The 18,997-nt window shown below is 58.3% G+C and carries 21 protein-coding genes; 17 read left to right on the top strand and 4 right to left on the bottom strand.

The window, feature by feature from the left end; all coding sequences use genetic code 11:
* The first annotated feature begins 29 nt into the window (after window positions 1-29).
* The 4 genes from PL597_RS21865 to dnaQ are packed head-to-tail and all read left to right on the top strand — an operon-like array spanning window position 30 to window position 2,781.
* Complete coding sequence (locus PL597_RS21865) at window positions 30-629, top strand: Maf-like protein (protein ID WP_142912885.1); 600 nt, start codon at window positions 30-32, stop codon at window positions 627-629.
* A complete protein-coding gene (locus PL597_RS21860) occupies window positions 622-1,482 on the top strand; it encodes a shikimate dehydrogenase (protein WP_271366228.1) in 861 nt (286 codons plus the stop codon). The genes PL597_RS21865 and PL597_RS21860 overlap by 8 nt, the downstream gene beginning before the upstream one ends.
* Complete coding sequence (gene coaE / locus PL597_RS21855; protein WP_271366227.1) at window positions 1,482-2,090, top strand: dephospho-CoA kinase; 609 nt, start codon at window positions 1,482-1,484, stop codon at window positions 2,088-2,090. The genes PL597_RS21860 and coaE overlap by 1 nt, the downstream gene beginning before the upstream one ends.
* Window positions 2,083-2,781 carry a DNA polymerase III subunit epsilon gene (dnaQ, locus tag PL597_RS21850; RefSeq protein WP_269827342.1) on the top strand — a complete coding sequence of 233 codons (699 nt, stop codon included), beginning with the start codon at window positions 2,083-2,085 and terminating at the stop codon, window positions 2,779-2,781. Before coaE ends, dnaQ begins: the two co-directional genes overlap by 8 nt.
* 102 nt (window positions 2,782-2,883) lie before the next feature.
* Here the strand turns inward: dnaQ and secB are convergent, their stop codons facing one another.
* Complete coding sequence (gene secB, locus PL597_RS21845) at window positions 2,884-3,366, bottom strand: protein-export chaperone SecB (RefSeq protein WP_077983679.1); 483 nt, start codon at window positions 3,364-3,366, stop codon at window positions 2,884-2,886.
* A gap of 102 nt (window positions 3,367-3,468) precedes the next feature.
* The gene (locus PL597_RS21840; protein WP_271366226.1) at window positions 3,469-4,020 is read right to left on the bottom strand and encodes an FxsA family protein; all 552 of its coding nucleotides are present in this window, start codon (window positions 4,018-4,020) and stop codon (window positions 3,469-3,471) included.
* Window positions 4,021-4,160: 140 nt separating this feature from the next.
* Here PL597_RS21840 and PL597_RS21835 point away from each other — a divergent pair, with 140 nt between their 5' ends.
* The 5 genes from PL597_RS21835 to gyrB all read left to right on the top strand — a co-directional run bounded on the left by PL597_RS21835 (window position 4,161) and on the right by gyrB (window position 9,489).
* Window positions 4,161-4,859 (top strand): Tim44/TimA family putative adaptor protein, encoded by a 699-nt coding sequence (locus tag PL597_RS21835; RefSeq protein WP_142912881.1) that lies wholly within the window; start codon window positions 4,161-4,163, stop codon window positions 4,857-4,859.
* Window positions 4,856-5,965, top strand: a complete 1,110-nt coding sequence (gene mltA / locus PL597_RS21830; protein WP_269827344.1) for a murein transglycosylase A — start codon at window positions 4,856-4,858, stop codon at window positions 5,963-5,965. Before PL597_RS21835 ends, mltA begins: the two co-directional genes overlap by 4 nt.
* Window positions 5,965-6,534, top strand: coding sequence for a Smr/MutS family protein (locus PL597_RS21825; RefSeq protein WP_077983682.1), 570 nt, complete (start codon window positions 5,965-5,967; stop codon window positions 6,532-6,534). Before mltA ends, PL597_RS21825 begins: the two co-directional genes overlap by 1 nt.
* Entirely contained in the window at window positions 6,531-6,896 is a 366-nt protein-coding gene (locus PL597_RS21820; protein WP_003521160.1) for a helix-turn-helix domain-containing protein, read from the top strand. The genes PL597_RS21825 and PL597_RS21820 overlap by 4 nt, the downstream gene beginning before the upstream one ends.
* A gap of 157 nt (window positions 6,897-7,053) precedes the next feature.
* Entirely contained in the window at window positions 7,054-9,489 is a 2,436-nt protein-coding gene (gene gyrB, locus PL597_RS21815) for a DNA topoisomerase (ATP-hydrolyzing) subunit B (RefSeq protein WP_077983721.1), read from the top strand.
* Between the two features lie 97 nt (window positions 9,490-9,586).
* On the opposite strand, the gene PL597_RS21810 is transcribed toward gyrB, so the two are convergent.
* Window positions 9,587-10,189: a nitroreductase family protein gene (locus tag PL597_RS21810; protein ID WP_173990412.1), complete on the bottom strand. Its 603-nt coding sequence runs from the start codon at window positions 10,187-10,189 to the stop codon at window positions 9,587-9,589.
* Window positions 10,190-10,317: 128 nt separating this feature from the next.
* Between PL597_RS21810 and PL597_RS21805 the strand changes: the two genes are divergently transcribed.
* The 8 genes from PL597_RS21805 to PL597_RS21770 all read left to right on the top strand — a co-directional run bounded on the left by PL597_RS21805 (window position 10,318) and on the right by PL597_RS21770 (window position 18,575).
* Window positions 10,318-11,160, top strand: a complete 843-nt coding sequence (locus PL597_RS21805) for a fumarylacetoacetate hydrolase family protein (protein ID WP_137412375.1) — start codon at window positions 10,318-10,320, stop codon at window positions 11,158-11,160.
* A 124-nt stretch (window positions 11,161-11,284) separates the two neighbouring features.
* Window positions 11,285-12,517 (top strand): polyhydroxyalkanoate depolymerase, encoded by a 1,233-nt coding sequence (locus tag PL597_RS21800; RefSeq protein WP_217004278.1) that lies wholly within the window; start codon window positions 11,285-11,287, stop codon window positions 12,515-12,517.
* Between the two features lie 68 nt (window positions 12,518-12,585).
* Window positions 12,586-13,353 carry a M48 family metallopeptidase gene (locus PL597_RS21795; RefSeq protein WP_142912877.1) on the top strand — a complete coding sequence of 256 codons (768 nt, stop codon included), beginning with the start codon at window positions 12,586-12,588 and terminating at the stop codon, window positions 13,351-13,353.
* Between the two features lie 102 nt (window positions 13,354-13,455).
* Window positions 13,456-14,118 carry a phosphoribosylanthranilate isomerase gene (locus PL597_RS21790; protein WP_077983687.1) on the top strand — a complete coding sequence of 221 codons (663 nt, stop codon included), beginning with the start codon at window positions 13,456-13,458 and terminating at the stop codon, window positions 14,116-14,118.
* A 1-nt stretch (window position 14,119) separates the two neighbouring features.
* Complete coding sequence (trpB, locus tag PL597_RS21785) at window positions 14,120-15,340, top strand: tryptophan synthase subunit beta (protein WP_077983723.1); 1,221 nt, start codon at window positions 14,120-14,122, stop codon at window positions 15,338-15,340.
* A 4-nt stretch (window positions 15,341-15,344) separates the two neighbouring features.
* A complete protein-coding gene (gene trpA, locus PL597_RS21780; RefSeq protein WP_080793324.1) occupies window positions 15,345-16,184 on the top strand; it encodes a tryptophan synthase subunit alpha in 840 nt (279 codons plus the stop codon).
* Between the two features lie 27 nt (window positions 16,185-16,211).
* Window positions 16,212-17,108 carry an acetyl-CoA carboxylase, carboxyltransferase subunit beta gene (accD, locus tag PL597_RS21775; protein WP_077983688.1) on the top strand — a complete coding sequence of 299 codons (897 nt, stop codon included), beginning with the start codon at window positions 16,212-16,214 and terminating at the stop codon, window positions 17,106-17,108.
* Between the two features lie 87 nt (window positions 17,109-17,195).
* Window positions 17,196-18,575, top strand: coding sequence for a bifunctional folylpolyglutamate synthase/dihydrofolate synthase (locus PL597_RS21770; RefSeq protein WP_271366223.1), 1,380 nt, complete (start codon window positions 17,196-17,198; stop codon window positions 18,573-18,575).
* A 47-nt stretch (window positions 18,576-18,622) separates the two neighbouring features.
* On the opposite strand, the gene trxA is transcribed toward PL597_RS21770, so the two are convergent.
* Entirely contained in the window at window positions 18,623-18,943 is a 321-nt protein-coding gene (gene trxA, locus PL597_RS21765) for a thioredoxin (RefSeq protein ID WP_003505361.1), read from the bottom strand.
* Window positions 18,944-18,997: the final 54 nt, after the last annotated feature.

Genomic DNA, 18,997 nt, shown 5'->3' with positions numbered 1-18,997 from the left:
CGAATCGCATCATTCGGAGCAGACAGTCGATGAAACAGGAACTGATCCTCGCCTCGTCCAGCGCATCCCGCCAGATGTTGATGCGCAATGCGGGGCTGACATTTTTAGCCATCCCGGCGGATATTGACGAGCGCGCGCTCGATGAACAGCTGGAACGAGACGGAGCCAGCCCGGAAGAGGTGGCACTGGAACTCGCCAGGGCCAAGGCTCTTGCCGTCAGCAGGCTCTATCCCGGAGCATTGGTTCTCGGCTGCGACCAGACCATGGCGCTCGGCGCCCGCGTCTATCACAAGCCAAAAACCATGGCGGAGGCCGAATCGCATCTCCTGTCATTGTCCGGCAAGGTTCACCGCCTGAACAGCGCCGCCGTTCTCGTACAACATGGTGAGGTGGTGTGGCAGATTGTTTCCAGCGCTGAGCTGACCGTTCGGACTTTGAGCGCCGAATTTGTCTCCCGCCACCTGCAACGGGTGGGAGAAAAGGCCTTGAGCAGTGTCGGTGCGTACCAGCTCGAAGGAGAAGGAATCCAGCTATTCACCTCGATCGAGGGTGACTATTTCACGATTCTCGGCTTGCCGCTTCTGCCGCTTTTATCCAAACTGCGCGACATGGACGTTATCGATGGCTGATTCACGTGAAACATTAACCATAAACGCATTCGTTGTCGGCTATCCGATCAAGCATTCCCGATCGCCCATCATCCATTCTTATTGGCTGAAGAAATTCGGCATTGCCGGTTCCTACAAGGCTGTGGAAGTCTCCCCGGATGATTTTGCGAATTTCATTGCAACGCTGAAGCAAGGAAAACCGGGCACGGCCGTCGGTGGCAATGTCACCATTCCCCATAAGGAAGCGGCTTATCGGCTGGCAGACAGGCCCGATGCGCTGGCGGAAGAACTCGGTGCCGCCAACACGGTCTGGATGGAGGAGGGCGAACTCCACTCTACGAATACGGATGGTTATGGTTTTGTCTCCAATCTCGATGAGCGACATCCGGGTTGGGACAGGGCCGAGCGGGCCGTGGTTCTAGGCGCTGGCGGTGCAAGCCGGGCGGTCATCCAATCGCTTCGTGATCGCGGCATTGCCGAAATCCACGTCCTCAACCGTACCGTCGAACGGGCCCGCGAACTGGCCGACCGTTTTGGACCGCGGGTTTTTTCCCATCCCCAGGCAGCGCTTTATGAGGTCATGCAGGGTGCCGGACTTTTCGTGAATACGACGTCGCTCGGCATGGACGGAACGGAAGCGCCGCATCTTGATTTTTCGCTGCTGGCCGCCCAGGCCGTCGTAACCGATATCGTCTATGTGCCGCTGAAAACCCCGATCCTCAAAATGGCGGAACAGCAGGGCATGGCTACCGTCGACGGGCTCGGCATGCTGCTTCACCAGGCAAAACCCGGCTTCGAGCGGTGGTTCGGCAAAACGCCGGAGGTCGATGAGGCCCTGCGTTCTCTCATCATCGAGGATATGGAGAAACATTGATGATCGTCATCGGTCTCACCGGCTCGATTGGAATGGGAAAAACGACGACGGCGAGGTTGTTCGCGGGAGAAGGCGTTCCGGTTCTCGATTCCGATGAGGTCGTGCACGGGCTTTACCGGGCGGAAGCCGCCCCGCTGATCGAAGCGGCCTTTCCGGGCACGACCGTTTCCGGTGCGGTGGACAGGCAGAAACTCGGTGAGATCTTGCGGCAGAATCCGGCTAATTTTAGCAGACTGGAAGAGATCGTACATCCGCTGGTGCGTGGAAGGCAGGAGGCTTTTCTGGCTCAAGCAAGGAAAGAGGATCGGCAATTCGCCCTCCTCGATATTCCGCTGCTGTTCGAAACCGGGGCGGAAAGCCGCGTCGATAAAGTCGTTGTGGTCAGTTGCGCGCCGGAGATTCAGCGAGAGCGAGTTTTGTCCCGACCGGGAATGACGGAGGAGAAATTCGAAATGATCCTCACCCGCCAGATGCCCGATGTGGAAAAGCGCCGGCGTGCCGACTTTATCGTCGATTCCGGAAATGGTGTCGAAGCGGCAAGGGATCAGGTAAAAGAGATTCTGCAGAAACTGGCCGCTCAGTCGCGCCGCGGAGATATGAATGCGTGAGATCATTTTCGATACGGAAACTACGGGGCTCGAATCGAAGCTGGACCGCGTGATTGAAATCGGCGGCATCGAGTTGATCAACCACTTTCCCACCGGCCGAACTCTGCATCTGTACATCAGCCCGGAAGATCGCAAGGTTCACCCCGACGCACTTGCCGTTCACGGGATTACCGATGAGTTTCTGAAGGATAAACCCAAATTCGCTGAGGTCGTCGACCAGATTCGTGACTTCTTCGAGGGTGCGCGCTGGGTGGCGCACAACGCCACGTTCGACATGGGCTTCATCAACGCCGAATTTGCCCGTCTCGGTATTGAACCGGTCTCTGGCGAGCTGGTGACGGATACGCTTTCGCTCGCCCGTCGCAAGCACCCGATGGGACCGAACTCGCTGGACGCGCTTTGCCGTCGTTACGGCATCGACAATTCCCATCGCACCAAGCACGGCGCGCTTCTCGACTCCGAACTGCTCGCCGAGGTTTATATTGAAATGATTGGCGGGCGCCAGACGGCGCTCGGTTTCGGTTCCGCCGCCAAGCAGGAAACCATCATTGTCGAGGATGATGTACCGCTTGAGCCGCTGCAAAGGCCGCGGGCTTTGCCCTCCAGGCTGGATGCGGAAACGGTCGCGGCCCACGGTAAACTTGTTCTCGGCATGGGCGACAAGGCGATCTGGAACCGTTACCAGAATTGATACCTGTCCAGGCACTGTAAACGGTGAATGCCGTCAAAGAAAAACCCGGGCATGAACCCGGGTTTTGTTTTGTCTGAATTCTGCAGCGCAGAGCCGCGTCACTTAGTTCGGTACCGCCTGAACCTTGGCCTTGGCCTGTTCCTCGGCAACGCGCTGGGCGAACATCTGCGCGAAATCGATTGGATCGATCATCAGCGGCGGGAAACCGCCATTGCGGGTAACGTCCGCAATGATCTGGCGCGCGAAAGGGAACAACAGGCGCGGGCATTCGATGAACAGCACCGGCAGCATATGTTCCTGCGGGAAGCCGGCAATGCGGAACACGCCGCCGTAAACCAGTTCGGCCGCGAACAACACCTTGTCGCCATCCTTGGCTTCCGCGTTCAGCGTCAGAACAACATCGAAATCCGAACCGGAGATCGGGTTTGCGTTGACGTTGACATTGATATTAATCGACGGCGCATTGTCACGTGCCTGAAGCGAGCGAGGAGCACCCGGATTTTCGAAGGAAAGATCCTTGATGTACTGGGCAAGAATGTTGAGGGAAGGACTTACTGCGTCCTGTGCACCATTTTCAGCGGTCATTACATTTCCTCACGGCATGAATTCGTGGAAGGCGGTCTACCATTTCGACCGGGGGCTTACAACCCTTCGTGATCGGGTCAAAGCGATCCGTTCCGCCCGGGATCAGGGTTTTGGCAGGTCGCGATTGTCCGGTTTGCGCGACCATGGGGAATCATCCTTTGGCTCGTCGCGATGAAACTCTTCCTCGTCGAGATCCACTACCTTCGAATTGCCCGTATGTCCCGGGTCATTCCGAAAGCCGGAAAAATCTCCGGGCTGAGAACCAGATTGCTGGCCGGAGTGCCGAAAGGAACCAGCAACGACGACGCGCGGCCCGAAGGCCTTCCAGAAAAAGCGCCGTACGGTGGGCGACAGAAGCAGAAGGCCGAGAATGTCGGTAATGAAACCGGGAATGAAAAGCAGGATCCCGGCAACGACGCGCATGGCGCCATTCACCAACTCATCCGCCGGCTGCGCGCCGGTACGCCCCGCGTCCTGGAGGTTTCTCACCATGCCGATGCCTCCGAGCCGCAGGATGAGCAGCCCCAGAAACGAGGTGAACAGGACAAGCGCCAATGTCAGCCACAAACCGATTGCCTTGCCAATAATGATGAAACCGGCAATTTCGAGGATGGGCATCATCAGGATGACGATGGGGAGAAAGGAAAAACGCATCTTCTAGCCTTGCGTGTGCATCTCTGGCAGATTGCCGGTTCCCGGGACACCGATGATTGAATCTGCGCATTTGAATGATGATAAGATGCAGACTATATGATGGTGTAGTTTTCGAATTTAAATGGCGGTTTTGGTAAAAGATGGGCTTTAGCGACTTTATCACATTGTTTTTTCTCGTTGCAGCGGTGCTGATCTTTTTTCAGCTGCGCAGTGTCCTCGGCCGCCGCACGGGCAATGAGAAGCCGCCATTCGACCCCTATAGCCCGCGAGATGCGGTGAAGGGCCCGGTTGCAGATGATAATAAGGTCGTGACCTTGCCAAAGCGCAGCGAGGGGGACGACGAAAACCGTTTTGCCGAGGCGGACGCGCTTGCGCCCGTCGATACGCCGCTCAATGCGGCTCTGCGTGAGGTGATGACCAGGGACCCGTCCTTCGGGCCGAAGGAATTCCTGAACGGCGCCCGCATGGCCTATGAAATGATCGTCATGGGCTTTGCCGATGGCGACCGCAAGACGCTCAAGAACCTTCTGTCGAAGGAGGTTTTTGACGGTTTCGAGGCGGCCATTTCCGAGAGGGAAGGTCGTGGCGAGGTGGTGAAGTCCACCTTCGTGGGCATCGAGAAGGCAGATATCACCCAGGCCAGTGTGCGTGATTCCGAAGTGCAGATCACCCTGAGGATCGTCAGCCAGCTGATTTCGGCGACCTATGACAAGGATGGCAAGCTGGTGGATGGCGATCCGGATGCGGTTGCGGAGGTGGACGACATCTGGACCTTCTCGCGCGATATCCGCTCGCGCGATCCGAACTGGAAGCTGATCGCCACCGAATCCGAGCAATGACCGCGCCCTTTTCGATCGAAGAAGTTTCTTTCAGCGACCTGCCCGGATGGCGGCAAGACGATCCGGGCAAGCTTTTTCCGGCGATGGCGACAATCCTGTCGCACCTTCGGAACGCAAAACCCTACAGGACAGGCGCGCTCGGGGTCACGGCAGCGGAACTGGTTTCGCTTCTGGAAAGCGCAGAGAAAAACCCAATAGACAGCCCGGAGCAGGCGCGCCGGTTTTTCGAAACCAATTGCGTGCCTTTCAGGATTTCTTCGGCTCCGGGAAAAAGCGGTTTCGTGACCGCTTTTTACGAACCCGAACTGGAAGTGTCATCTGAACCCGACGACATCTGGCGTTATCCGATTTACCGCCGTCCGCCCGAACTGGTGGATATAGATGACGCCAATCGGCCAGCCGGTTTCGATACGTCCTATGCTTTCGGCAGAGCGGATGAAAACGGTATTTGCTATTTTCCCGACCGGCGGGAGATCGATGAAGGGTATCTGGAGGGCAGGGGCCTTGAGATTGCCTGGGCAAGATCGAAGGTCGACGTGTTTTTCGTCCATGTACAGGGTGCGGCGCGTCTGGTGTTTCGCGATGGCGCGGTAAAGCGCATCACCTATGCGGCAAAGGCCGGGCATGCTTTTTCACCGATTGGCCGTCTGCTTATCGATCGCGGGGAACTCGATCCGAAAACCGTGTCGATGCAGACGATCCGCAAATGGCTCGCTGACCATCCCGACGAGGTGGATGGGGTACTATGGCATAACCGCTCCTATATTTTTTTCCGGGAGGCGGATGTCGCCGGTCAGGATATGGGGCCGATTGCGGCTGCGAAGGTTCCGTTGGTCGCGGGGCGCGCGCTTGCGGTGGACAGGCTCATCCACACGTTCGGGCTTCCCTTCTTCATCCATTCACCGTCGCTTACGCATCTCGATGACGGAAAACCTTTTGCGCGGCTGATGCTGGCGCTCGATACGGGTTCAGCCATTGTCGGCCCGGCCCGTGGCGATATCTTCACTGGTTCCGGTTTCGAAGCAGGAGAGCTTGCCGGTACGGTGCGCAATGAGGCCGACTTTTATATACTGATACCGCAGATGGCTGCGCAGAGGTATCGGTGATGAAGACCAGTCGCAAGCTCGGCAAGGAAGAGCGCATTCTGTGGGGAAAGGTTGCAAAAACCACGCGGCCGATCTCCGGCAGACTGGAAGATTTGCTGGCTTTCGAGGACATGGAGGAACCTCTGGTTGAACCCGAGGTTTCCCAGACCGGAAAAAGCAGCTTTCCGCGCATGCTTGCGGAGCCTGCCGAGCCGCCATCAGCGGCTCCGGACAAAAAGCCGAAAATTCATCAGCCGATGGAAAAACCGGTCAAGCGCAAGCTCACCCGTGGCCGGCTACCGCTGGAAGGGCGGATCGATCTGCACGGTATGTTCCAGAGCGAAGCTCATGCGGTGCTGCTTGATTTTCTGTTGCGCGCGCATGAACGCGGTCTGAGGCATGTGCTCGTCATAACGGGCAAGGGCCGTTCCATCGGCAGCGACGGTGCGCTAAAAAGGGCGGTGCCCATGTGGTTTTCCAAACCGGAATATCGCCACCTGATTTCATCCTATGAGGATGCATCCGCCAATCACGGCGGCGACGGCGCGCTTTATGTGCGGCTGGCGCGTCGGCGCGGTGAAAAATCATGACACCTTTTGCGGAGGCCGTGCGGCAGCTTCGCGAGCGCAAGGGCGTGACGCAGAAGGAAATGGCCGCCGCCATCGGCGTGTCGCCCGCCTATCTTTCGGCGCTGGAGCACGGCAAGCGCGGCAAGCCGAGCTTTGATCTGCTGCAGCGCATTGCCGGTTATTTCAACATCATCTGGGACGAGGCGGAGGAATTGTTCTTTCTGGCCGGCTCGTCCGACCCGAAAGTGGTTATCGACACCATCGGCCTGCCGCCGCAATATACGGCTTTCGCCAACCGGCTGGCACGGGATATTCGCAAGCTGCCGCCGAGTGTGGTAGAGGAACTGTCAGCCGTGCTGCAAAAAAGCCGTTCTTGCGATTGAAACCCCTCTATCCCCTGCTTTATGCAGCATCCTGAAGCATGCGGCCTTTGGGATTGGGTGTAGAATTTCTATAGTCGCATGTCGGATTTGAGTGATTCGCTGGCTTCAGGCCCTCTCACTGGAAACCTGGCCCGAGAAAACTTTGGAAAGAGTATTTATGACCGAAACATCGTCAAGCGAAGTCGGCGCGAACGCGGAATATGGAGCCGATTCGATCAAGGTCCTCAAGGGCCTTGATGCCGTGCGCAAACGGCCCGGCATGTATATCGGCGATACCGATGACGGTTCCGGCTTGCACCACATGGTCTATGAGGTCGTCGACAACGCCATCGATGAAGCGCTTGCCGGCCATGCCGATCTGGTGACGGTGACGCTGAACGCTGACGGATCGGTGACGGTGACGGATAACGGGCGCGGCATTCCAACCGACATCCATTCTTCCGAAGGCGTTTCCGCCGCTGAAGTCATCATGACCCAGCTGCATGCGGGCGGTAAATTCGACCAGAACTCCTATAAGGTTTCCGGTGGTCTGCACGGCGTCGGCGTCTCGGTGGTGAACGCGCTTTCCGTCTGGCTGAAGCTCAGAATCCGCCGCAATGGCAAGGTGCATGAAATCGGCTTCACCCATGGTGTCGCCGATGCGCCGCTTTCCGTCATTGGCGAATATGAAGGCCGCTCGGGCACGGAAGTGACCTTCCTGGCAAGCCCGCAGACCTTCACCATGACGGACTATGATTATGGAACGCTGGAGCATCGCCTGCGCGAACTCGCATTCCTGAATTCCGGCGTGCGCATTCTGCTGACAGACAAGCGCCATTCCGACGTCAAGCAGGAAGAGCTGCTGTATGATGGCGGTCTCGAAGCCTTCGTCCGTTATCTCGACCGCGCCAAGAAGCCGCTGGTTGACAAGCCAGTCGCCATCAAGGGTGAAAAGGACGGCATTACGGTTGAGGTCGCGCTTTGGTGGAACGACAGCTACCACGAGAATGTGCTCTGCTTCACCAACAACATTCCCCAGCGCGACGGCGGCACCCATATGGCCGGTTTCCGCGCGGCGCTGACCCGTCAGGTAACCTCCTATGCGGAAACCTCGGGCATCCTGAAAAAGGAAAAGGTGAGCCTGCAGGGCGAGGACTGCCGTGAAGGTCTGACGGCCATTCTTTCCGTCAAGGTTCCCGACCCCAAATTTTCCTCGCAGACGAAAGACAAGCTCGTTTCGTCCGAAGTGCGTCCGGTCGTGGAAAGCCTTGTCAACGAAGCGCTCTCCACCTGGCTGGAAGAACATCCTTCCGACGCACGAATTCTGGTCGGCAAGGTGGTGGAAGCGGCGGTTGCCCGCGAAGCTGCCCGCAAGGCACGCGAACTGACGCGCCGCAAGGGCGCTCTCGATATCGCCTCTTTGCCCGGCAAGCTTGCCGATTGCTCAGAGCGCGATCCGGCGAAATCCGAACTTTTCCTCGTCGAGGGTGACTCCGCTGGCGGTTCGGCCAAGCAGGGCCGCTCGCGCGAGACTCAGGCCATCCTGCCGCTGCGCGGCAAGATCCTCAATGTAGAACGCGCCCGTTTCGACAAGATGTTGTCCAGCCAGGAAATCGGCACGCTGATTACAGCGCTCGGCACCTCCATCGGCAAGGATGAGTTCAACGCCGACAAGCTGCGTTACCACAAGATCATCATCATGACGGATGCTGACGTCGACGGCGCTCACATCCGTACCCTGCTCTTGACCTTCTTCTTCCGCCAGATGCCGGAACTGATCGAGCGCGGCCATCTCTATATCGCCCAGCCGCCGCTTTATAAGGTCACGCGTGGCAAATCCGTGCAGTACCTCAAGGATGAGAAGGCGCTGGAAGAATACCTCATTTCGATGGGTCTTGAGGAAGCATCGCTGACCCTCGGCACCGGTGAGGTTCGCGTCGGCGCCGATCTTCGCGAAGTCATTCTCGATGCGCTGCGCATGCGTTCGCTGATCGACGGGCTTCATTCCCGTTACAGCCGCTCGATCGTGGAACAGGCGGCGATAGCCGGCGCGCTGAACCCCGAGCTTTCGGCCGATGCCGCCCGCGCCGAGGAGACCGTTGCTGAAGTGGCACGGCGTCTCGACATGATCGCGGAAGAAACCGAACGTGGCTGGTCCGGCACGGTGCTGCAGGATGGCGGCTTGCGCTTCGAGCGCATGGTGCGCGGCGTCAAGGAAGTCTCGACGCTGGATATGGGCCTGCTCGGTTCGGCCGATGCCCGCCATATCGATCAGCTCGCAGCTCGTATGCGCGATATCTACGCCACGCCGCCGGTCCTGCAACGCAAGGACGGCACGATGGAACTGGCCGGTCCGCGCGCGCTTCTGGATGCAATTTTTGCCGCTGGCCGCAAGGGTCTTTCCATGCAGCGTTATAAGGGTCTCGGCGAAATGAATGCCGAGCAGCTGTGGGAAACGACGCTTGACGCCAATGTTCGCTCGCTTCTCCAGGTCAAGGTCAACGACGCCACCGATGCCGACGGCCTGTTTGCCCGCCTGATGGGCGACGAAGTGGAGCCGCGTCGCGACTTCATCCAGGAAAACGCGCTTAGCGTCGCGAACCTCGATATCTAATCCTGTGGAGCGTTTCGCGGAACGATTCACGTGAAACGAAACTTTAACAAAAGGCCCGGCGGTCAATTCCGCCGGGCCTTTTGTCGTTCTGAGAACATCAATCAACCTTGCCGGTGAAGCGACCTTCGAAGGCCACCTCCGAAAGGGGCAGACGCTTGCTCGGCACTTCCCGCTCCGCTAGATCATCAGGGAGAACGGACTTGTCGGTCAGCGTGCCGATGGCGACCGCGGCCTCAACCTTGTAGCCTTCCGGAATGTTCAGTTTTTCAACGATTTTATCCTTCAATATGCCACCCATGCCGTGCGCGTGGTAACCGAGCAGATGTGCCTGCATGGCAAGCGAAAACCAGGCGGCACCCGCATCAAAGGAATGGGTAGCGGATGGCTTTTTCTCGCCTTCACGCGAGATGTTGTGGTCGCGGGAAGTGACGAAGAGCAGCACGGAGGCATTTTTTGCCCAGCGCTGGTTTCCCTCCATCAGCAGTTCCACGAAGAGCGGCCAGTCTTCGCTATCCTTGTGCGCATAGACAAACCGCCATGGCTGATAGTTGGAGGCAGACGGCGCCCAGTGCGCGGCATCCAGAATGGTCATCAGATGCTCTTGCGGCATGGCGTGGCCATCGAAGGCGCGTGGAGACCAGCGATCGAGGAAGAGGGGATCGACGGGATATTCTGATTGCCGGGAATTACTGTTCGTCACGAGCCATGTCCTTATGATTGAAGGGAAGGAAAAGGTATTTTTCGAAACTTGGCTCAGTCAAGGGGTGACAAGTATGAATGCATCGTTCATATATGCATCACCTTGTCTGACAACCGGGAGAGAGTTCCATGAAATTGATGCGTGTTGGCCAGCCCGGCCAGGAAAAACCAGCCATTCTCGACGCGGAAGGAAAAGTCCGCGATCTGTCCGCCCATGTCAAAGACATTGGCGGCGATGCCATTTCTCCAGAGGGTCTCAAGAAGATCGCCGCGATCGACCTCGGCACACTTCCGGTGCTGAACGAAAAGCGCATCGGCGCCTGCGTTGCCGGAACGGGAAAATTCATCTGCATCGGCCTCAATTTCTCCGACCACGCCGCCGAAACAGGTGCGACCGTACCGCCGGAACCGGTCATTTTCATGAAGGCGACCTCGGCCATTGTCGGTCCGAACGATAACGTCACCATTCCGCGCGGTTCGGAAAAGACCGACTGGGAAGTCGAGCTTGGCGTCGTCATCGGCAAGACCGCGAAATATGTCTCGGAAGCCGATGCTCTCGACTATGTCGCCGGTTATTGCGTTTCGCACGATGTTTCCGAGCGCGCCTTCCAGACGGAGCGTGCCGGTCAGTGGACCAAGGGTAAGTCCTGCGACACTTTCGGCCCCATCGGCCCATGGCTGGTGACGAAGGACGAAATCACCGATCCGCAGAACCTCGGCATGTGGCTGAAGGTGAACGGCCAGACAATGCAGGATGGCTCCAGCAAAACCATGGTTTACGGCGTTGCCCACGTTGTCTCCTATCTCAGCCAGTTCATGTCGCTGCATCCCGGCGATGTCATTTCCACCGGCACCCCCCCCGGCGTCGGCATGGGCCTGAAGCCGCCGCGTTACCTGAAGGCTGGTGACGTCGTGGAACTCGGTATCGAGGGCCTCGGTTCCCAGAAGCAGACTTTCGTCGCCGATATCTGATCGCTACGGCGTTCAACGGAAAGTGAGGCGCTGGCGGGAAACCGCCGGCGCCTTAAATTTTGTGCACCTGCGAAAAGCTGCTATGGTTGAAAAAAAGAGCGTGATCGCGAGGGAGGCGTCATCAGTGTTCTACCACCTCTATGAAATGAACCATGCAGCCATGGCGCCGCTGCGCGCCGGTGCCGATATGATGCGCCAGGCCTGCAACAATCCTATGAACCCGCTTTCCAGCACGGCTTTCGGAAGAAGCCTCGATGCTGGCTTCGAGGTTTTCGAACGCCTGACGCGCCGTTATGTCAAACCGGAATTCGGACTTGCCACGACTATTGTCGACGGTGAGACCGTCGCCGTTGCCGAAGAGACCGTCTGGTCGCGTCCGTTCTGCAATCTCGTTCATTTCAAAAAAGAGGTCGATCCTGCCCGCCGGCCCGAGCCGAAGGTGCTGCTGGTTGCGCCGATGTCCGGCCATTATGCCACATTGCTGCGGGGCACCGTGGAGGCCTTGCTGCCTTCGGCAGATATTTACATTACCGATTGGATCGATGCCCGCATGGTGCCGGTGAGTGATGGGACCTTCGATCTTGACGATTACATCAGTTATGTCATCGACATGCTGCGCGAGATTGGTCCAGGCGCGCATGTGGTCGCCGTCTGTCAACCGTCCGTGCCTGTTCTGGCCGCCGTTTCGCTTATGGAGGCCGATGGCGATAAATTTGCACCGGCATCCATGACGCTGATGGGCGGTCCTATCGATACGCGCATCAATCCCACAGCCGTCAATGGCCTGGCCACGGCGAAGCCAATCGAATGGTTCCGCGATAATGTCGTCATGCAGGTGCCGTGGCCCCAGCCCGCCTTCGGCCGCAATGTCTATCCCGGCTTTCTGCAACTCTCCGGTTTCATGTCGATGAACCTCGACAAGCACATGACGGCGCATAAGGATTTTTACCTCAACCTGATCAAGAATGACGGCGATTCCGCAGAAAAACACCGCGAATTTTACGATGAATATCTGGCCGTCATGGACCTGACGGCGGAATTCTATCTGCAGACGGTGGAAACCGTCTTCATCGACCATGCGCTTCCGAAGGGGAACATGCGGCATCGGGGTAGGGCGGTCGATCCCGCTGCTATTCGCAAGGTCGCATTGTTCACTGTCGAAGGGGAGAATGACGATATTTCCGGCGTTGGCCAGACGAAGGCGGCCCATGATCTCTGCCGTAACATCCCTGAAGATAAACGCGCACACTACATGCAACCGGATGTAGGGCATTACGGCGTCTTCAACGGTTCGCGCTTCCGCAAGGAAATAGTGCCGCGCATGCTGGATTTCATTGGCAAACACCAGACAGCCTAAGGCAAAACGGCAGGTGACGCCGCGCATTTGCGTGGCCAAGGGATGGACGAATCGGTTATGAAGGCTTCATGTTTTCGCTCCTCAGAAAGTCCCTGAAGTCGCCGGCGCCAAAGAAGATCGTGCCGAGCCAGCGCACCGTCGCGGTTGCGGGCCGGCAGGTGCCGATCACGGTCAGGGAAAACCCGCGGGCCACGCGCATCACCTTGCGCATCGAGCCGGGCGGCCGGGCGCTGAAGCTGACGATCCCGATGGGCCTGCATCACCGTCAGGTCGACGATTTTCTCGAAAGGCATCAGGGCTGGCTGGAGGGCAAGCTTCAGAAGTTCAGCCCTGATGACGGTCTGCGTCCCGGTGCGACCATCGATATCAGAGGCACCTCCCATCGCATCGAACACACCGGCAGCCTGAGGGGCCTGACCCACGTCGCGAAAGACGCTGATGGTGCGGCTGTTCTGAAAGTCAGCGGCGCGCCCGAGCATCTGAGACGGCGGATCGCGACTTTCCTGAAAAAGGAAGCAAAGGCTGATTTGGAACGGTTGGTTGCCATTCACGCCCGCGCCGCCGGCAGGCCGGTGCGATCCATCAGCATGAAGGATACACGCAGCCGCTGGGGCTCCTGTTCCCATGATGGAAACTTGAGTTTCTCCTGGCGCATCGTCATGGCCCCGGAAAGCGTCATCGATTATCTCGCAGCCCATGAGGTCGCGCATCTGAGCGAAATGAACCATGGCCCGAAATTCTGGGCACTGTGCGAAAAGCTCTGCCCCCACACCAATGAAGCCAAGGACTGGCTGAAACGCCATGGCTCCCGACTTCACGCCATCGATTTCGATTGAAACTGGCGGCGGGCATCGCCATCTGGATTCACGTGAAACATTCCATCAAAAAGGGATGCGATTTGGCTCGACTCTTGTCGCATTTCATGTCAGGTCGCGGGTATGAAACCGGATATCAAGATTTGCGGATTGAAGACACCGGAAACGCTGGAGCGCGCCATCAGGCGCGGTGCGTCCCATGTCGGTTTTATTTTCTTTGAAAAAAGCCCGCGCTACATCGAGCCGGATCTTGCCGGCAGGCTGGCCGAAGCCGCCCGTGGCGCCGCCAAGGTGGTTGCCGTCACCGTCGATGCCGACAATGATTATCTCGATGAAATTATTGATCTCGTAAGGCCGGACATTCTGCAACTGCATGGCAGCGAAAGCCCGGAGCGGCTGCTGAACATCAAGGCGCTTTACGGTCTGCCTGTCATGAAGGCGATTTCCATTCGCGATGCCGGTGATCTCGCCAAAATCGAGCCTTATATTGGCATTGCCGACCGTTTCCTGCTGGATGCCAAGGCGCCTGCCGGTTCCGACCTGCCGGGTGGAAACGGCATCTCGTTTGACTGGACGATTCTGCGCTCACTTGACGAAAGTGTAGATTACATGCTTTCCGGTGGGCTGAATAAGGACAATGTCGCCGAGGCTCTGGCGGAAACCAAGGCAGGCGGACTAGATTTGTCGTCCGGCGTCGAAAGCGCGCCGGGCGTCAAGGATTTGTCCATGATAGATGCGTTTTTTGATGTGGTGAATGATTGGTCGAAAGGCCCAAAGGGAGCTTGAAGTGAACGACGCGCCAACACCCAATTCTTTTCGCGCTGGTCCTGATGAGGACGGACGTTTTGGCATTTACGGAGGTCGCTTCGTTGCCGAAACGCTGATGCCGCTCATTCTGGATTTGCAGGCGGAATGGGATAAGGCCAAGACCGATCCCGCGTTTCAGGCGGAACTCAAGCATCTTGGCGCGCACTATACCGGCCGCCCGAGCCCGCTTTATTTTGCGGAGCGCCTGACGGCGGAACTTGGCGGCGCGAAGATTTATTTCAAGCGCGAAGAGCTGAACCACACGGGTTCGCACAAGATCAATAATTGCCTCGGCCAGATTCTGCTTGCCAAGCGCATGGGCAAGACCCGCATCATTGCCGAAACCGGTGCCGGCCAGCACGGCGTTGCCTCGGCAACCGTTGCGGCGCGCTTCGGCCTGCCTTGCGTCGTTTACATGGGCGCGACCGATGTCGCCCGTCAGGCCCCGAATGTGTTCCGCATGAAGCTTCTGGGTGCCGAGGTGAAGCCGGTCACGGCCGGTCATGGCACGCTCAAGGACGCCATGAACGAGGCCCTGCGCGACTGGGTCACCAATGTCGAGGATACCTATTACCTGATCGGCACCGCGGCCGGCCCGCATCCCTATCCGGAAATGGTCCGTGATTTCCAGGCGGTTATCGGCGAGGAAGCCAAGGCACAGATGCTGGAGGCGGAAGGTCGCCTGCCGGATATGGTTATCGCGGCTGTCGGCGGCGGCTCGAACGCCATCGGCATCTTCCATCCTTTCCTCGATGACAAAAGCGTGCGCATCGTCGGCGTCGAAGCTGGCGGCAAAGGCCTGTCGGGCGAAGAACACTGTGCCTCGATCACGGCCGGCTCCCCCGGCGTGCTGCATGGCAACCGCACCTATCTGCTGCAGGATGAGGATGGCCAGATCAAGGAAGGCCATTCCATTTCCGCCGGCCTCGATTATCCCGGCATCGGCCCCGAGCACTCCTGGTTGAGTGATATCGGCCGCGTGGAATATGTGCCGATCATGGACCATGAGGCGCTGGACGCCTTCCAGATGCTGACCCGCCTTGAAGGTATCATCCCGGCTCTCGAGCCGAGCCATGCCTTGGCCGAGGTCATCAAGCGCGCGCCGAAGATGGGGAAGGATGAGATCATCCTGATGAACCTCTCCGGCCGTGGCGACAAGGATGTCCACACCGTCAGCAAGTTCCTTGGAATGGATGTATAAGATCATGACTGCACGTATGGACAAGCGCTTTGCCGATCTGCGCGCTGAAAACCGCCCGGCTCTGATTACCTATTTCATGGGCGGCGACCCGGATTTCGAAACCTCGCTCGGCATCATGAAGGCGCTGCCGGAAGCGGGCGCTGACGTCATCGAACTCGGCATGCCCTTTTCCGACCCGATGGCGGATGGCCCGGCCATTCAGCTGGCCGGCCAGCGCGCGCTGAAGGGCGGACAGACGCTGAAAACCACGCTCGATCTCGCCCGCGAATTCCGCAGGCAAGACGATGCAACGCCGATCGTGATGATGGGATACTATAATCCGATCTATATCTACGGTGTGGAGAAATTTCTGGACGATGCGCTCGCGGCTGGCGTCGATGGCTTGATCGTGGTCGATCTGCCGCCGGAAATGGACGATGAACTCTGCATCCCGGCACTCGCGCGCGGCATCAATTTCATCCGTCTGGCGACACCCACGACCGATGGCAAGCGCCTGCCTGCCGTCCTTAAAAATACCTCAGGTTTCGTCTATTATGTCTCGATGAACGGTATCACCGGTTCAGCACTTCCCGATCCCTCGTTGATCTCGGGCGCTGTCGGTCGTATCAAGGCGCATACGGAACTGCCGGTCTGTGTCGGTTTCGGTGTCAAGACGGCCGATCATGCAAAAGCGATCGGCGCCGTGGCGGATGGCGTTGTGGTCGGTTCGGCCATCGTCAACCAGATTGCGGGCAGCCTGACCAAGGACGGGCAGGCGACCGCCGATACCGTGCCGGCCGTTACGACGCTGGTAAAAGGACTTTCAACGGGCGTGCGTGCATCGCGCCTTGCCGCTGCGGAATAAGCGCGCGGCCCAGTCAGGAGTAGACAGTTGAACTGGATCACCAATTACGTTCGGCCGCGGATCAATTCCATGCTTGGCCGCCGCCCGGAGGTTCCGGAGAACCTATGGATCAAGTGCCCGGAAACGGGCGAGATGGTCTTCCACAAGGATCTGGAAGACAATAAGTGGGTCATCCCGGCTTCCGGTTACCATATGAAGATGCCGGCCAAGGCACGCCTTGCCGATCTTTTCGATGATGGCGTCTATGAGGCCTTGGTCCAGCCGAAGGTCGCGCAGGACCCCTTGAAGTTCCGCGATTCCAAAAAATACACCGACCGTCTGCGCGACAGCCGCACGAAGACCGAACAGGAAGATACGATCCTTGCCGGTGTGGGCCTCTTGAAAGGCCTGAAGATCGTCGCCGTCGTGCACGAATTCCAGTTCATGGGCGGATCGCTCGGCATTGCCGCCGGCGAAGCCATCGTCAAAGCCTTCGAGCGCGCCATTTCCGAGCGCTGCCCGCTCGTCATGTTCCCGGCATCGGGTGGCGCGCGCATGCAGGAAGGCATTCTGTCGCTGATGCAGCTGCCGCGCACGACGGTTGCAGTCAACATGCTCAAAGAAGCCGGCATGCCCTATATCGTGGTTCTGACGAACCCGACGACCGGCGGCGTCACGGCCTCCTACGCCATGCTGGGCGATGTGCATATCGCCGAGCCGGGCGCCGAGATTTGCTTCGCAGGCAAGCGTGTGATTGAGCAGACCATTCGCGAAAAACTTCCCGAAGGCTTCCAGACCTCGGAATATCTGCTTGAACACGGCATGGTGGACATGGTGATTGACCGCCGCGAAATCCCCGACACGCTGGCCAATATGCTCAAAATCATGACCAAGGCGCCTGCCGACAACGCAAACGCCGTCGTCCCGCTGGCCGCTTCGGCCTGAGGAAAAAAAATATGTCGCCCGGAGGCATAAATTGCCTTCGGGATGATGCTATACGTTGCCTGATTTCATTTTTGGGGCGGCGGACAAATGGCAAGCAAAACGCCTGAAAGGCGAACGGAAGACATGACGAAGCCCGCGATCGGTGAGGCCGAAAAGATCATTGAAGAGCTGATGCAGCTCCACCCCAAGGGGTTTGATCTTTCACTCGACAGAATTTCCCGTCTTCTCGAAAAACTCGGCAATCCGCAAAACAGAATGCCGCCAGTGATCCACGTGGCGGGCACCAATGGCAAGGGCTCCGTCAGCGCCTTTTGCCGGGCCCTGCTCGAGGCTGCAGGGCTCTCTGTCCACGTTCATATCTCGCCGCATCTGGTAAATTGGCACGAACGATACCGTATTGGCGTGGCGGGCGATAAAGGCCGTTACGTCGAAGACGAGATATTTGCGGATGCGCTGCGCCGCATTGAAGCTGCCAATGCTGGTCAGACAATCACGGTTTTCGAAATCCTGACTGCGGCTATGTTCGTGCTTTTTGCGGAACAGCCCGCCGATGCTGCGGTCGTTGAGGTTGGCTTGGGCGGCCGTTTCGATGCGACCAATGTCATCAATAACCCGGCGGTTTCCGTCATTATGCCAATCTCGCTTGATCACCAGGCTTATCTCGGCGACCGCGTGGAACTGATCGCTGCCGAAAAGGCCGGTATCATGAAAAAGGGCTCGCCTGTCGTCATTGGCCACCAGGAATATGACGCCGCACTAGACACGCTTGTCGCGACGGCCGAACGTATTGGTTGCCCGGTCTCCGTTTATGGGCAGGATTTTTCCGCCCATGAAGAATTCGGCCGCATGGTCTATCAGGATGAGTTCGGCCTGACGGATGCGCCGTTGCCAAGGCTTCCCGGCCGCCATCAGCTCGCCAATGCCGCCGCAGCGATCCGCGCTGTGAAAGCAGCCGGTTTTGAGGTGACGGAACGGATGATTGAAAAGGCCATGACCTCCGTGGAATGGCCCGGCCGTCTTCAGCGCATCCTGACCGGCAAAATCGCTGAAATGACCCCGAAGGATTCGGAAATCTGGATCGATGGCGGTCATAACCCCGGTGCGGGTGAAGTGATTGCCGAGGCCATGGCCGGCTTTGAGGAAAAGACGCCGCGCCCGCTCTTCATCATCGCGGGCATGATCAATACCAAGGATCCGGTGGGGTATTTCAAGGCTTTCGCCGATATAGCAGAATATGTCTTCACGGTGCCGATCGGTGGCACGGATGCGGCGATCGATCCCGTCGTGCTTGCCCATGCCGCTTTTGATGCCGGTCTGGTGGCAGCGCCCACATCGTCGCTGACGCATGCTCTGGAAGAGCTGTCGCGCCGTTTTAATGCCGAAGGACCAGCGCCGCGCATCCTGATCGGGGGCTCGCTTTATCTTGCCGGCAACGCGCTTGCCCTTAACGGCACGGTTCCCCAATAAAAAAAGCCCGGCAGCGATGCCGGGCTTTCTCATTCCATTGATATTGCTTATGCGGCGCCGGAAATCCAGGCTGAGAGCGCTGTCTTGGGGGCAGCGCCAACCTTGATGTCGGCCACTTCGCCGCCCTTGAACATGGCGAGCGTCGGGATGGAACGCACACCGAACTGGGCCGCGAGTTCCGGGTTTTCGTCGATGTTGAGCTTCGCGACCTTGACCTTGCCGGCCAACTCGGACGAAATTTCTTCAAGGCTCGGCGCAATCATCTTGCACGGGCCGCACCATTCAGCCCAGAAATCCACCACGACGGGTTCGGCGGATTCGAGGACTTCGGACTGGAAGTTGGCGGCATCGACTTTTACGGTAGCCATATCTGGCTCTCCTTTCAGTAAATCTTTTCCGCTATCGATGTGATGCGGGCGCGT

The organism is Agrobacterium sp. ST15.13.013 (genome assembly GCF_027956525.1).
Classification (GTDB): domain Bacteria; phylum Pseudomonadota; class Alphaproteobacteria; order Rhizobiales; family Rhizobiaceae; genus Agrobacterium; species Agrobacterium salinitolerans.
This window is presented reverse-complemented; position numbering and strand designations above follow the sequence as displayed.